Genomic DNA, 14,089 nt, shown 5'->3' with positions numbered 1-14,089 from the left:
GCCGACGCGGTGCCGGGCGCCGTCGCGGGCGTCCGGCTGGCGGGCGCGCTGATCACCGGCCGGCTGTCGCTGCGCGGCGCGACGGTCGAGCATCCGCTGGTGCTCCAGCACTGCCGGTTCGACCAGGCGCCCCAGCTCATGGAGGCCACCACCCGCACCCTGCGGATCTCCGACAGTGTGCTGCCCGATCTGAGTCTCGGCCGGATCCGGCTGGACGGGGTCCTCGAACTGACCGGCAGCACGATCACCGGCCGGCTCGTCCTCGACCACGCGCAGATCAACGGCGAGGCAAGGCTCGGCGGGGTCCGGGTCGGCTCCGATCCCGACGCCAAGGCCCTGACGGCCGAGGGCCTGACCGTGTCGGGCATGGCCGCCCTCAACAACGGTTTCACGGCGGTCGGCCAGGTCCAGCTCACGCACGCGCGGTTCGGCGGAGTCCTGAACCTGTCGGACGCGTCGTTCGAGGCGCGTGACCGCTGGGGCGCGCTGCTCCTGAACAACACGCATGTCGAGGGGTCGCTGTCGCTGCGCGGCAGCACGGTGAGCTGTCCGGGACGGGTCGCGCTCGGCGCGGGCGGCACCAAGATCGCCGGTTCGGTCTGGCTGAACCGGGGGTTCTCGGCCAACGGCGAGGTCCGCTTCATCGGCGCGCAGCTCGGCTCGAACGTCAGCCTGGAGGAGGCTTCGGTCCGCGGCCTGGTCAACTTCCAGAACGCGGCGCTCGCCGCCCTCGACGCCGACCGGCTGACCGTCACCGAGGGCTCGGTCCGGCTGACACTGGCCACCCTGAGCAGCTATGTGAACCTGCACGGCGCGCGGATCACCGCGGCGGAGGACGGCCGCGCCTTCTCCGGCTCGGGGCTGACGGCGGGCGGCGTCAATCTGGCGGGCGCGCGGCTGTCGGGCCGCACCTCGCTGCGCGGCGCGCGGATCGCCGGGACGGTCCGCCTGGACGCCGCTGTGATCACTCCGGACTCGCTGGGCCGCGCGATCCGCTTCAACGATCTCCAGACCGCGTCCCTGTCCATGCACGACGCCGAGATCACCGGTGCCGTCCAGCTCCGCTGTGTCGCCGCGACCGCGGGAATCCATCTCGACAACGCCTCGTTCAGCAACCCCGACGACGTCGCGGTGCTCGCCGACGCGGTCACCACCAGCGTCTTCGATCTGACGTCGGCGCGGATCACCGGCACCCTGTCGCTGCGGGACGCCACCGTCACCGGCACCCTCGATCTCGCCCACGCGACCCTGACGGGCCCCGTCGACGCCCCCGCGCTGCGCGGCGACAAGCTCACCGCGGGCGATCTGGATCTGCGCCACGCGCACGTCACGGGCATGGTGGGCCTGTACGGCGCGGCGATCCCCGGCCGGCTCCGCGCCGACCACGCCGTGCTCCGCTCCGGCGGCGACTCGGCCTGCCTCCAGGCCGACGCCCTGACCACCGGCGGCCTCCACCTGCCCGAGGCGACGGTCACCGGCCATGTGCTGCTGCGGGGCGCGGCGATCAGCGGCGGCCTCTACCTCAACGACGCGACGATCTCCTCCCCCGACGGCGTCGCGCTGGCCGCCGACGGCATGACGGCTGGTTTCCTCCATTTCCACCGCGCCGTCCTGACCGGCGAGACCTGCTTCGACGGCGCCCGGATCACGAGCGTGGTCGCGTTCGAGGAGGCCGAGTTCACGTCGCCTTCAGGCGGCACCGCGCTGACCGCCGACGCCCTGGCGACCACCGATCTGCGGATGCGGCGCGTCCGGGTGGGCGGGCTGCTGTCGCTGCGCGGCGCGGCCGTCACCGGCACCGTCCATCTGGAGGCGGCGGCCTTGTCCGCGAACGGCGCGAGCCACGCGATGCTGGCCGACGCCCTCACCGCCACCGAGCTCCGGCTCGGCCAGGCCGAGATCTCGGGCTGCCTGTCGCTGCGCGGCGCGACCGTCACCGGTGTGGTCGATCTCGACGACGCCCGGCTCACCGCGGGCCCCGACGACGTCGCGGTGATGGCCGAGGCCCTGTCCACGGGCGCGCTCGCGTTCTCGCGGGCCAAGGCCGAAGGCCGGGTGACGTTGCGGGGCGCGACCGTCGCGGGCCCCGTGTTCGCCCGGTTCTCCGAGTTCACGGCCCGCGCGGACGGTCTCGCGGTGCACGCCGACAATCTGACCGCGAGCTACGCCCGGTTCAGCGGCAGCCGGATCACGGGCCGGCTGTCCCTGCTGGGCGCCGCGTTCTCCGGCAACCTCCGGCTGGTCGACACCCGGCTGACCGGCAGCGTCGACGGGCTGTCGCTGCTGGGCGACGCCCTGACCGCCACCGAGGTCCACCTGACGCGGGCCGAGGCCGACGGGGTGATCGCGCTGCGCGGCGCGGTGATCTCCGGTTCGGTCCACGCGGAGCAGGCGAAACTCGGCGGCGGGGTCTTCGACACGCTGGCCACCGGCGAGATCCGGCTGGACGACGCCGAGTTCACCGGCCGGCTGTCCCTGCCGGGCGCGACCGTCACCGGCGGTGTGCACGCGCCCCGGCTGCGGATCGGTTCGGGCGGCCTGCTCGCCGACGCGCTCACCGCGAACGAGGTCGATCTGCGCGGTTCACACCTGATCGGCACCCTCTCGCTGCGCGGCGTCGTCGTCACGGGCGGCCTCGATCTGGGCGACGCGACGATCACCGCGGGCCCCGGCCGTGACGCGGTCCTCGCCGACCAGATCTCGGCCGGAACCGTCGACCTCGGCGGCGCCGCGGTCGCAGGACGCACCTCGCTGCGGCACGCGACGGTCTCCGGCGGTGTCGTCCTGACCGGCGCGCGGCTGACGGTGGCGACGGGGTTCGCGCTGACCGCCAACCGGCTCAGCGCCGCGTTCCTCGACTGCGCGGGCGCGGCGTTCACCGGTGCGCTCTCCCTGCTGGAAGGCCAGATCACCGGCACGGTCGAGCTGGGCGGCGCGGATCTGACCGGCGACGTCGAAGGCGCGACGGTCTGGGCCGACGCCCTGACCGCGGGCAACCTGTGGTTGAACCGGACGTCGATCGAGCGGACGATCCGGCTGCACCGCGCCCAGATCGGCGGCCGGCTCGAGGCGAAGGACGCCCAGCTCCACGATCTTTCGGCGGAGTCGCTGACCGCGCAGAGCGTCCGGGCGAAACGGCTGCGCGCGGGCCGGATCAATCTGCACGGCGCGGTCGTCGCGGGCGACATGCATCTCGCGGACGCGGTGCTCGGCGAGTTCGCGGGCGACGCCCTGACCGCGGGTGAGGTCGACCTGACCAGGACCAGGGTCACCGGACCGCTGTCGCTGCGCGGGGTGACCGTCGCCGGTTCCGTGCTCCTGGCGGGCACCGTCCTGGACGGGCTGCTCGCGGTCACCGACGCCGCGATCAACGGGGTCCTCGACGTGTCGGGCGCACACCTGGACGGCGAGGTCAACGGCGAGTCCCTGGTCGGCGACGGCCTGGTGGCGGGGAACATCCTGCTCGTCCAGACGAGGTCGGCGCGCCGGGTGCGGCTGCACCGCGCCCAGCTCCGCGGCCGGCTCGAACTGCACGGCGCCGAGCTCGGCGGGCTGTCGGCCGAGTCGCTGACGGCGCAGGGCGTGCACGGCCGCGCCGCGGTCTTCGACGGGCTGGTCCATCTGCACGGCGCCCGCGTGGACCGCGGCGTCACCCTCACCGACTGCACGGTCGGCGGCGGGCTGACCGGCTCCCAGGTGGCGACGGGCCTGATCGATCTGTCCCGTTCCCGGTTCGGGGCGGTCCTCGATCTGCGCGGCGCGCAGGTGCTCGGCGACATCGCGCTCGACGGGACGGCCGTCGCCGCCCAGACCAGGCTCGGTTCCGCGCAGATCGGCGGCGAGCTGAGCTGTGTCGGCGCGGACTTCCACGGCGAGCGGCGGGCGTTCGTCGGCGACGGCCTGACCGCCGCGACGGTCTGGCTCGACGACGTCACCTGCGACGGCCGGCTCTCGCTGGTCGGGGCGCGGGTGACGGGCGCGGTGGTCGGCTGCGACGCCCGGGTGACCTGCCGCGACGACGGCAAGGCCCTCGCCCTGGACGGGTTGAGCGCCGACCGCGTCAACTTCGCCAGGGCCGTGTTCGTGGGCCGGGTGTCGGCGCGCGGCGCGGCCGTCCTGCAGCAGCTCGAGATGGAGCACGCCGTGCTGACGGCGGCCCTCGACCATCCGGCGCTGCTGGCCAGCGGGATGGCCGCCAGCCGGATCAACCTCGACGACGCCGTGATCACCGGGGAGGTCAGGCTCCGCGCCGTCCGGGTGGTCGACGAGTTCCTGGCCCGGCGCACCACGTTCAGCAATCCCGACGGGGTGGCGCTGCGGCTGTCGCTGGCCGACATCCCCGGCGACGTCCGGCTGAAGGGCGCGGCCTTCCACGGCACCCTCCGCGCCGCCGGAACCAAGATCGGCCAGCTTTTCGATCTGGCCGAGACGGTCCTGGACCGGCCGGACGGCGACGCGTTCCAGGCCCGCGACCTCCAGGCGTCCCGGCTGAAACTCACCCCGAAGTCCGTGGACGGCCGCGTCGAGCTCGACCACGCCAGGATCGGCATCCTGCAGGACACCAGGGACACCTGGCCCGCCGACCTGTCGCTGAACGGCCTCGTCTACGACAATCTCGACCCTGAGCTGCCGCCCGAGGTGCGGCTGGCGTGGCTGCGGCGCGGGACCGGCCCGTTCCAGCCGCAGCCGTACGAGCAGCTCGCGGCGCTGTACACGCGGCTCGGGCAGCAGCGGTTCGCGCAGGTCATCCTGCTGGACAAGGAGCGCAGGCAGCGCGACGGCCTGCCGCGCGTCGGCCGGATGTGGGGCCGGCTCCAGGACCGGACCGTCGGCTACGGCTACAAGCCGGGCTGGGCGGCCTGGTGGCTGGCGCTGCTGCTGGGGATCGGCTGCGCGCTGTTCGCGATCTCCCCGCCCGCCCCGCTCAAACCGGACGAGGCCCCGCACTTCAACGCCCTGTTCTACACGTTCGATCTGCTGCTGCCGATCGTCGATCTGGGCCAGGAGCGCGCCTTCAACCCGGGCGGCTTCAACCAGTGGTTCTCCTACCTTCTGGTCGCGGCGGGCTGGGTCCTGGCGACGACGATCGCGGCGGGCGCGGCCCGCACCATCAGCAGACGGTGATTTCGGCACCATTTCCGCGTCATGCCGGGGCCGCCGATCGGTCTTACAGGTGACTCTCGGAAGGAGCCGGAATGCTTCCCCGCTTTCACACCTGGAACCTCGACCAGCAGGAGACCCCCGTCCGTTTCGCGCGCCGCAGCGTCGCCGCCGCCCTCGACCAGTGGGCGCTGTCCGAGCGGCGCGACGAAGTCGAACTGCTCGTGTCCGAGCTCGTCACCAACGCCGTCCGGCACGGCAAGGCCCCGATCCGGCTGACCCTCGCCGCCGACGAACGGGTCCTGGAGATCTACGTCAGGGACGGTTCTCCCGACCTGCCGCAGCCGCGCGCGGGCGACGAGGACGGCGGGTTCGGCCTGACCGTCGCCGCGGCGCTCGCCCAGGTGACCGTCCAGACCTATCCGGGCGGCAAGCAGATCAAGGCGACCCTGCCCCGCTCAGGCTGAACCGGTCGGGCTGAACCGGTCAGGTCGGGAGCGGGGCGATGGTGCGGCTGGCGCCGTAGAGCAGGGTCCGCAGATCGGGCTCCTGCTCGCGGTCGGTCCGCCACACCAGCCGCAGGAACACCTCGGGCGGTGCGGCGGCGAGCCCGACGGGGACGAGGGTGCCCGCGGCCAGGGCGTCGCCGAGGATGAACCGGGGCAGCAGCACCAGGCCGAGCCCCTGCACCGCCCAGGACATCGCGACGAAGATGCTCGGCACCTCGGTGCGGCGGCCGCCCCGCCCGAGGAACCGGTCGGCGGCCAGATGGAACGAGCAGAGCGGCGAACCGAGGATCAGATCGTGCTCCCGCGCCTCCTCGACCGCGACGTCCACCCGGCCCGCCAGCGGGTGCGCCGGAGGGGCGGCGAGCACCAGCGGCACCGGTTCGAGATCGGTGAACGACAGGGCGGGCGGTCCCGCCGGGGTGTCGAAGCCGAGGGAGCCGAGCGCGCCGGGCGCGTCGAGGACGAGCCCGGCGTCGAGCCGGCCGCCGATCAGATCGTCGAGGAGCTCGGTGCGGTCCGCCTTCCGGACCGTCTCGATCCGCAGCTCGGGATGGTCGGCGGCCATCCTGGTCAGCAGCGGCGGCAGCCGGGTGGCGAGCAGGGTCTCCAGCGCGCCGAACCGGAGCGCCGTCCGGACCCCGGCTACCTCGCGGCGGACCCGGTCGCGGTCCTCCAGCAGCCGCGGCGCGTGGACGAGCAGCCGGCGGCCCGCGTCGGTGAGGGTCATCCCGGTCGGGGCGCGCACGAACAGCGGCACCCCGACCGACGCCTCCAGCACCCGGATCTGCTGGGACACCGAGGAGGGGGCGAGGTCGAGGGCGTTGGCGGCGTCGGTGACGGTCCGTTCGCGGACCACGGCGAGGAACGTGCGCAGCTGTCGGTACTCCACGTTCGGAGAAACCGAACGCCCCCTGCGGTTGTTCCGGTCGAGCCGCGACGGCCTTCCGGCACAGGCTGGACACCATGTCCGCACCACGCGTCCCCCTGTTCACCCCGCGCCTCGTGGGGCTCTCCCTCGGTTTCTTCATGGTCCTGCTGGACTCCACCATCCTCAATGTCGCGCTCCCCGACCTCTCCGCCGATCTGGGCGGCGGGGTCGCCGCGCAGCAGTGGACCGTCAACGCCTACCTCGTGGCGTTCGGGGCGCTACTGCTGTCGAGCGGGGCGATCACCGACCGGTACGGCGCGACCCGTGTGTTCCGGTTCGGGCTGGCGGCGTTCGCGGTCGCGTCGCTGCTGTGCGCGCTGGCCCCCACGATCGGAGCGCTGGTCGTGCTGCGCGGGCTCCAGGGGGCGACCGCCGCGGCCGTCCCGGTGAGCACCCTGGCCCTGATGGGTGCGATGTACCCCGACGCGAAGCTGCGGGCGCGCGCCCTCGGCGTCTGGGCGGCGCTGACGGGGCTCGGCTTCGCGGCGGGTCCGCTGCTCGGCGGGGTGCTGGTGGCGGCGGGCGGCTGGCGGAGCGTGTTCCTGGTCAATCTGCCGTTCGCGGTCGCCGGGCTGCTGCTCTCCCGCGAGCTCGGTGTCACCGACAGGACCCGGCAGGTGCGGCTGGACTGGCGCAGCCAGCTCGTCGCGATCGCCGCGCTCGCCCTGCTCACCGACACCGTCATCCAGGCGCCTGAGGGCAGGGCGCTGCTGCCCGGCCTGCTGACGGCCCTGGCGTTCGCGGTCCTGTTCGCGGCCGAGCGGCGCAGCCCGGCGCCCGCGCTGCCACCGCTGCTGCTGTCCGTCCACGACGTCCGGACGGCCGTGCTCGCCGGGGCGGCCGTCCAGTTCCAGATGGCGGGCGGGCTGTTCGTGCTCGGCCTGCACTTCCTCGACGCCCGCCGCTTCGGGACGGTCGAGGCGGGCCTGGCGTTCCTGCCGCTGACGATCGCGCCGCTGTTCGGTCCGCTGGTCGGCCGGCTGATCGCGCGGATCGGGCCGCGGCCCACGATCCGGATCGGGCTGACGGTCGCGTTCGGCGGCAACGTCCTGGTCGGGGCCGGGATCCTGGCCGAGGCGCCGTTCCCGATGCTGGTCGCGGCGTTCACGGTGCTGGGGTTCAGTGTCCCGCTCAACATGATCCCGTTGACGGCCCAGCTCGTCTCGGCGGCGCCGCCCGGCACCGCGGGCACCGCGGGCGGCCTGTTCAACGGGATCCGCCAGGTGGGCGGCGCGCTCGGGGTGGCGGTGCGGGGCGCGATCGTCGCCGCGTGGGGCCCTGTCGACGGCACCGGCTACGCGCTGCTGACGTCCGCGGCGACCGTCCTGGTGACGGCCCTGATCCTGCTCGCCGCCGACCTCCGCCGACCGGCTCGGGCTCTCGTCTGATACTTCCGGAAAACCAGAAAGAGCCCCGGGGTTCCGGGGCTCTTCACAGGTGGTACCTCCGAGCGGATTCGAACCGCCGCTACCGCCTTGAGAGGGCGGCGTCCTGGGCCACTAGACGACGGAGGCAAGTATGCGATTGTTGAAGCTTGTGGTGCGAGTACCTCCGAGCGGATTCGAACCGCCGCTACCGCCTTGAGAGGGCGGCGTCCTGGGCCACTAGACGACGGAGGCAGGACCACCTGCAGATGCCCGATCGGCTACCGGGGGATCCTTGCGGGTGAAGCTGGGGTACCAGGACTCGAACCTAGAATAACTGAACCAGAATCAGTCGTGTTGCCAATTACACCATACCCCATCGCGCTTCCGGGGCTCCGTTTCCGGTGCTCCCTGGCGACGTGGATAACCTTACAGGACTTCTGGAGTGCTACCCAAACCGATTGCTCTCCGAGGGCCCCACATGGGTTCTGGACCAGCTCACCAGCGGGGTCAGCAGCCGCCAGATCTCCCGGACGCGGTCGGCGGCCGCCGGGGTGGTCACCCAGTCCTCCGGCGGGAAGTGCGTGCCGCAGTACAGCATCTTGTAGCGCATCAGATCGAGCCGCGGATGGTCGGCCGGGACCCCGCGCGGACGGGTCTTGACGGCGTCGTAGTGGTCGATCGTCAGGCCCTGGGCGGCCAGCTCGGCGACGGCCTTCTCCAGGGCGATACCCGAGGCGGGCGCGGTGACGGCGGCGCGGTAGCGGGCGAGCTGGTCGGGGGCCTGGGCGGAGAAGCCGCCCGCCACGGTGACGCCGTCTGCGTCCAGGCCGAAGTAGTAGCCGTCGACGAGGCCGCCCAGATGGGTCTTGTAGGGCGACTTGTCCTTGGCGAACCGGACGTCCCGGTAGGGCCGGAACAGCTTGGCCTCGCCGAACTCCGGGGCCAGCTCCTCGAACAGGGCCTTGAGCGGCTCGTGGACGCAGGAGTCGTACACGTGCTTGTGGGCCGTCCAGTAGCTCTTGGAGTTGTCGGCCGCCAGGCCCTCGAAGAACTCGAACGTCTCGTCGGGGAAACCCTTGAACACCATGGGTCCAGCCTAAAACGACCCAGCCTAAAACGGTCGTCCCCGGTAGGCTCCCTAACCCTGGTGAACAACCGTTAACACCGTTCCGTGCCTAGTGACGCCGATCACTCGGGGGAGATCTCTGTGCTCATCCGGCTTCTCAGAGCCCATCTGGGCCCCTACCGGCGGGACATCTGGCTGGTCGTGCTCTTCCAGCTCGTCCAGACCCTCGCCGCCCTGTTCCTGCCCACCCTGAACGCCGACATCATCGACGACGGCGTCGTCCAAGGCGACATCGGCCGGATCCTCTGGCTCGGCGGCGTCATGCTGCTGGTCGCGCTCGTCCAGATCGTCAGCCAGGGCGGCGCCGTCTACTACGGCTCCCGGACGGCCATGGCGCTCGGCCGCGACATCCGGGCGTCGATCTTCCACCGGGTGCAGTCGTTCTCCGCCCGCGAGGTCGGCAGGTTCGGCACCCCCTCGCTGATCACCCGGACCACCAACGACGTGCAGCAGGTCCAGATGCTGGTCCTGATGACCTTCACCATGATGGTCGCCGCGCCGATCATGATGGTCGGCAGCATCGTGATGGCGCTGCGGCTGGACGTCCCGATGACGGGGATCCTGGTCGCCGTCCTGCCGATCCTGGGGATCTTCATCGCGTTGATCATCTCCAGGATGCGGCCGCTGTTCCGGACCATGCAGGTCAGGATCGACCGGGTCAACCAGGTGCTGCGCGAGCAGATCACGGGCGTCCGGGTGATCCGGGCGTTCGTCCGCGACACCGCCGAGACCGAGCGGTTCGCGAAGGCCAACACCGACGTCTACGACGTGGGCCTGGCCGTCACCCGGCTGATGGCGCTGATGTTCCCGGTCGTCATGCTGGTGTTCAACATCGCGACCATCGCCGTGGTGTGGGTCGGCGGCCACCAGATCTCCTCGGGCGACCTGGAGGTCGGGCAGCTCACCGCGCTGATCAGCTATCTGATGCAGAACCTGATGGCGGTGATGATGGCGACCTTCATGTTCATGATGCTGCCGCGCGCCGAGGTCTGCGCCGACCGCGTCCAGGAGGTGCTCGACACCGAGACCAGCGTGGTGCCGCCCGCGCACCCCGTCGCCCCGCGGACGTCGCAGGGCACCCTCGACCTGGTCGGCGTCGAGTTCCGCTACCCGGGCGCCGAGGAGCCCGTCATCAGCGACGTGTCGCTGATCGGACGGCCGGGCGAGACCACCGCGGTGATCGGCTCCACCGGTTCGGGCAAGACCACGATGCTCAATCTGATCCCCCGGCTGATGGACGCGACCGGCGGCCAGGTGCTGGTCAACGGGGTGGACGTCCGGGAGCTCGATCCGGCCGTCATGGCGACGATCGTGGGGCTCGTCCCGCAGAAGCCGTACCTGTTCAGCGGGACCGTCGCCTCCAACCTGCGCTACGGGCGGCCCGACGCCACCGACGAGGAGCTCTGGCAGGCCCTCGATATCGCGCAGGCCGGTTTCGTCCGCGACCTGGAAGCCGGGCTCGACGCGCCCATCGCGCAGGGCGGCACCAATGTCTCCGGCGGCCAGCGGCAGCGGCTCGCGATCGCCCGCGCGCTCGTCCGCCGCCCCCAGATCTACCTGTTCGACGACTCCTTCTCCGCACTCGACTACGCCACCGACGCGGCGCTGCGCACGGCGCTGGCCCGCGAGACGGCCGACGCGACCGTCGTGATCGTCGCCCAGCGGGTCAGCACGATCCGCGACGCCGACCGGATCGTGGTCCTCGACCAGGGCAGGGTCGCGGGCGTGGGCACCCATGAGGAACTGATGGCCGGCAACCAGACCTACCGCGAGATCGTCCTGTCCCAGCTCACCGAGGCGGAGGCCGCCTGATGGCCGAGCTCGAGAAGCCTTCGCCCAAGCGCGGCCCGCAGCCGCAGCAGAACCTGCAGGGGCCGGCCCGCTGGATGGCGGGGCCGTCCGGCGAGAAGTCGATGGACTTCAAGGGGTCGAGCAGACGGCTGCTCACCCTGTTCCGGCCGGAACGGTTCCTGGTCTACGCGACCCTCGTGCTGGCGACGATCAGCGTCGGGCTGTCGGTGCTCGGCCCGCGGATCCTCGGCCAGGCCACCGACCTGATCTTCGAGGGGATCATCAGCGCGCGGATCCCCGACGGGCTCACCCAGGAGCAGTACGTCGCGGGAGTACGGGCGAGCGGCGACACCACGCAGGCCGACATGTTCGCCTCGATGAACCTCGACCCGGGCCACGGCATCGACTTCGGGGCCATCCGGAACGTCCTGCTCTGGGTGCTGGCGATCTATGTGGTGTCGGCGGTGTTCAGCACCCTGCAGGGCCGGGTGACGGCCGTCGTCGTGCAGCGGGCCATGTTCCGGCTGCGCGAACAGTGCCAGACCAAACTGTCGCGGCTGCCGCTGCGCTACTTCGACCAGCAGCCGCGCGGCGAGATCCTCAGCCGTGTCACCAACGACATCGACAACATCGCCCAGACGATGCAGCAGACCCTGTCGCAGCTCTTCACCTCGCTGCTGATGCTGGTCGGCATCCTCGCCATGATGATCTGGATCTCGCCGCTGCTGGCGCTGATCGCGGTCATCACCGTGCCGATCTCGATCTACGTGTCGGCGCAGATCGGCAAGCGCGCCAAACCGCAGTTCATCCAGCAGTGGGGCACCACCGGGAAGCTGAACGCGCACGTCGAGGAGATGTACACCGGCCACTCGCTGGTCAAGGTGTTCGGCCGTCAGCAGGAGGCCGCCGAGACCTTCGACGACCACAACGAGGGCCTCTACCAGTCGTCGTTCCGCGCCCAGTTCATCTCCGGGCTGATCCAGCCGTCGATGATGTTCCTCGGCAACCTCAACTACGTGCTGGTCGCCGTGGTCGGCGGGCTGCGGGTCGCGTCGGGCGCGCTGTCGCTCGGCGAGGTGCAGGCGTTCATCCAGTACTCGCGGCAGTTCTCCCAGCCGATCACCCAGGTGGCGAGCATGGCGAACCTGCTGCAGTCCGGGGTCGCGTCCGCCGAGCGGGTGTTCGCGCTGCTGGACGCCGAGGAGCAGGAGCCCGACCCGGCCGGCGCGGCCACCCTCGCCGACGTCGAGGGGCGCGTGGAGTTCGAGCATGTCGGGTTCGGCTACTCCCCCGACGTCCCGCTGATCGACGATCTGTCGCTGGCGGTGCGTCCCGGGCAGACCGTCGCGATCGTCGGGCCGACGGGCGCGGGCAAGACCACCCTGGTCAACCTGCTGATGCGCTTCTACGAGCTCGACAAGGGCCGGATCACCCTGGACGGCGTCGACATCGCGGCGATGAGCCGCGAGGACCTGCGCGCCAAGACCGGCATGGTGCTGCAGGACGCGTGGCTGTTCGGCGGCAGCATCGCCGAGAACATCGCCTACGGCGCCGAGGACGCCACCCGCGAGGAGATCGTCGCGGCGGCGAAGGCGACCCATGTGGACCACTTCGTCCGGACCCTGCCCGACGGCTACGACACCGTCCTCGACGACGAGGCCGGCACCGTCTCCTCCGGCGAGAAGCAGCTCATCACGATCGCGCGGGCGTTCCTGTCGCGGCCCGCGATCCTGATCCTCGACGAGGCCACCAGCTCCGTCGACACCCGCACCGAGGTGCTGATCCAGCGGGCGATGAACTCGCTGCGCGAGGGCCGCACCAGCTTCGTCATCGCACACCGGCTCTCCACGATCCGCGACGCCGACCTCATCCTGGTGATGGAGCACGGCGAGATCGTCGAGCAGGGCACCCACACGGAACTGCTCGCACGGGACGGCGCGTACGCCCGGCTGTACGCCGCGCAGTTCGCCCAGGCGCTGGCCGAATGAGCGAAGGCCGGATCCCGGCTGTCGGGATCCGGCCTTCTTCCCGGATGTTCAGTCCCGGGCGATGACGCGGTTGGTGAGGGCGCCGATGCCCTCGATCTCGACGGTGACGGTGTCGCCGATCGCCAGGGGGCCGACGCCCGCCGGGGTGCCCGTCAGGATCACGTCGCCCGGCAGCAGGGTCATCACCTGGCTGACATGGGCGATCAGCGCGGGGATGTCGTGGATCAGGTCGGCGGTGCGGCCCTGCTGGCGGACCTCGCCGTTGACCAGGGTCGTGATCGCCACGTCGGACGCGTCGAGGTCGGTGGTGATCCAGGGGCCGAGCGGGCAGAACGTGTCGAAGCCCTTGGCTCTGGTCCACTGGCCGTCCTTGCGCTGCAGGTCGCGCGCCGTCACATCGTTCGCGCACGTGTAGCCGAAGATCACTTCCGGGGCGCGTTCGACGGGGACCTCGCGGCAGAGCCGCCCGATCACCACGGCCAGTTCGCCTTCGTAGTCGACCTGCTGGGACAGCTTCTCGGGGTACTGGATCGCCTCGCCGCTGCCGATGATCGAGGTGGACGGCTTGCTGAAGAACAGCGGCTCGGCGGGCGGCTCCGACCCCATCTCGCGGGCGTGCTCCGCGTAGTTCCGGCCGATCGCGATCACCTTGCTGGGCAGGATCGGCGCCAGCACCCGGACGTCGACGAGCGGGTACCTGACCCCGGTGAACCGGATCTCGCCGAGGAACGGATGCCCGGCGACGGCCGCGATCTCCTCCCCCTCGACGACACCGAAGGACACTTCCTCACCTGCGGAAAACCTCGCGATACGCACCCGCCCAGTTTATGGCACGGCCCGGCGGCGCGCCGGGCGCAGGGCGCTCAGAAGCCGCACGCCCCGCCGTTGAAGGTGCAGCCCTCGGGCATGACGGGGGTGCCGGAGCCGCCGAACCGGACCGTCACCGAGCCGCCGGGGGCGATCGGCGCGGTCGCCCCGTCGCTGACGATCACGACGTCGGAGCCGGTGCGGGTGAGAGTCCCGCCCCAGACGTTGGCGATCACGGCGCCGCGGACGCGGAAGGAGAGGGTCCACGCCTCGACGGGCCGCCCGGTCGGGTTGGTGACCGTGAACGTCCCCTCGAAGTACCCCGGCGACACCTCGGACGTCTCATAGCCGACGGCCAGGCCCTCGGGGGTCCTGCCCTGCCCGCCAGGACCGATCGGGCTCGGCGCCACGGCCCCGTCCGGCGCCTCGGTCGACGCCGGAGCCGCCGAAGGCGCCGTGCTCCCCGGCGCCGC

Annotated in this window: 9 protein-coding genes and 3 tRNA genes; 5 read left to right on the top strand and 7 right to left on the bottom strand. The window is 71.7% G+C overall.

Features of this window, described 5'->3' with window-relative positions; genetic code table 11:
• Nucleotides 1-5,124: translocation/assembly module TamB domain-containing protein (locus ACYVE7_RS16665; RefSeq protein WP_460365618.1), on the top strand; the 5,124-nt coding region annotated here is incomplete at its 5' end.
• 71 nt (nucleotides 5,125-5,195) lie between these two features.
• The gene (locus ACYVE7_RS16660; RefSeq protein ID WP_460365617.1) at nucleotides 5,196-5,567 is read left to right on the top strand and encodes an ATP-binding protein; all 372 of its coding nucleotides are present in this window, start codon (nucleotides 5,196-5,198) and stop codon (nucleotides 5,565-5,567) included.
• Nucleotides 5,568-5,586: 19 nt separating this feature from the next.
• On the opposite strand, the gene ACYVE7_RS16655 is transcribed toward ACYVE7_RS16660, so the two are convergent.
• Nucleotides 5,587-6,498, bottom strand: coding sequence for a LysR family transcriptional regulator (locus ACYVE7_RS16655; protein ID WP_460365616.1), 912 nt, complete (start codon nucleotides 6,496-6,498; stop codon nucleotides 5,587-5,589).
• 74 nt (nucleotides 6,499-6,572) lie between these two features.
• Between ACYVE7_RS16655 and ACYVE7_RS16650 the strand changes: the two genes are divergently transcribed.
• Nucleotides 6,573-7,925: an MFS transporter gene (locus tag ACYVE7_RS16650; RefSeq protein WP_460365615.1), complete on the top strand. Its 1,353-nt coding sequence runs from the start codon at nucleotides 6,573-6,575 to the stop codon at nucleotides 7,923-7,925.
• Nucleotides 7,926-7,975: 50 nt separating this feature from the next.
• Here the strand turns inward: ACYVE7_RS16650 and ACYVE7_RS16645 are convergent.
• From ACYVE7_RS16645 to ACYVE7_RS16630, 4 genes are all read right to left on the bottom strand, one after another.
• Nucleotides 7,976-8,051 (bottom strand) — tRNA-Glu (locus ACYVE7_RS16645).
• A gap of 32 nt (nucleotides 8,052-8,083) precedes the next feature.
• Nucleotides 8,084-8,156, bottom strand: a tRNA-Glu gene (locus ACYVE7_RS16640).
• Between the two features lie 52 nt (nucleotides 8,157-8,208).
• Nucleotides 8,209-8,280 (bottom strand) — tRNA-Gln (locus ACYVE7_RS16635).
• 69 nt (nucleotides 8,281-8,349) lie between these two features.
• Nucleotides 8,350-8,991 carry a DUF2461 domain-containing protein gene (locus tag ACYVE7_RS16630; RefSeq protein WP_460365614.1) on the bottom strand — a complete coding sequence of 214 codons (642 nt, stop codon included), beginning with the start codon at nucleotides 8,989-8,991 and terminating at the stop codon, nucleotides 8,350-8,352.
• A gap of 120 nt (nucleotides 8,992-9,111) precedes the next feature.
• Here ACYVE7_RS16630 and ACYVE7_RS16625 point away from each other — a divergent pair, with 120 nt between their 5' ends.
• Nucleotides 9,112-10,842, top strand: coding sequence for an ABC transporter ATP-binding protein (locus ACYVE7_RS16625; RefSeq protein WP_460365613.1), 1,731 nt, complete (start codon nucleotides 9,112-9,114; stop codon nucleotides 10,840-10,842).
• Complete coding sequence (locus tag ACYVE7_RS16620) at nucleotides 10,842-12,809, top strand: ABC transporter ATP-binding protein (protein ID WP_460365612.1); 1,968 nt, start codon at nucleotides 10,842-10,844, stop codon at nucleotides 12,807-12,809. The genes ACYVE7_RS16625 and ACYVE7_RS16620 overlap by 1 nt, the downstream gene beginning before the upstream one ends.
• Nucleotides 12,810-12,857: 48 nt before the next feature.
• Here ACYVE7_RS16620 and ACYVE7_RS16615 read toward each other — a convergent pair whose 3' ends face one another.
• Together ACYVE7_RS16615 and ACYVE7_RS16610 are read right to left on the bottom strand one after the other, a co-directional pair.
• Nucleotides 12,858-13,625, bottom strand: coding sequence for a fumarylacetoacetate hydrolase family protein (locus ACYVE7_RS16615; RefSeq protein ID WP_460365611.1), 768 nt, complete (start codon nucleotides 13,623-13,625; stop codon nucleotides 12,858-12,860).
• Between the two features lie 47 nt (nucleotides 13,626-13,672).
• Nucleotides 13,673-14,089 (bottom strand): cellulose binding domain-containing protein (locus ACYVE7_RS16610; RefSeq protein WP_460365610.1); only part of this gene is annotated, 417 nt, incomplete at its 5' end.

The organism is Actinocorallia lasiicapitis, from assembly GCF_054778695.1.
The sequence above is the reverse complement of the archived record's forward strand: the minus strand, read 5'-3'. Positions and strand labels throughout refer to the sequence as shown.

What these genes read in the sequence shown, in the direction of transcription:
- ACYVE7_RS16630 (WP_460365614.1), bottom strand. Translation starts at nt 8,991, where the DNA reads ATGGTGTTCAAGGGTTTCCCCGACGAGACGTTCGAGTTCTTCGAGGGC.
- ACYVE7_RS16660 (WP_460365617.1), top strand. Translation starts at nt 5,196, where the DNA reads ATGCTTCCCCGCTTTCACACCTGGAACCTCGACCAGCAGGAGACCCCC.
- ACYVE7_RS16650 (WP_460365615.1), top strand. Translation starts at nt 6,573, where the DNA reads ATGTCCGCACCACGCGTCCCCCTGTTCACCCCGCGCCTCGTGGGGCTC.
- ACYVE7_RS16620 (WP_460365612.1), top strand. Translation starts at nt 10,842, where the DNA reads ATGGCCGAGCTCGAGAAGCCTTCGCCCAAGCGCGGCCCGCAGCCGCAG.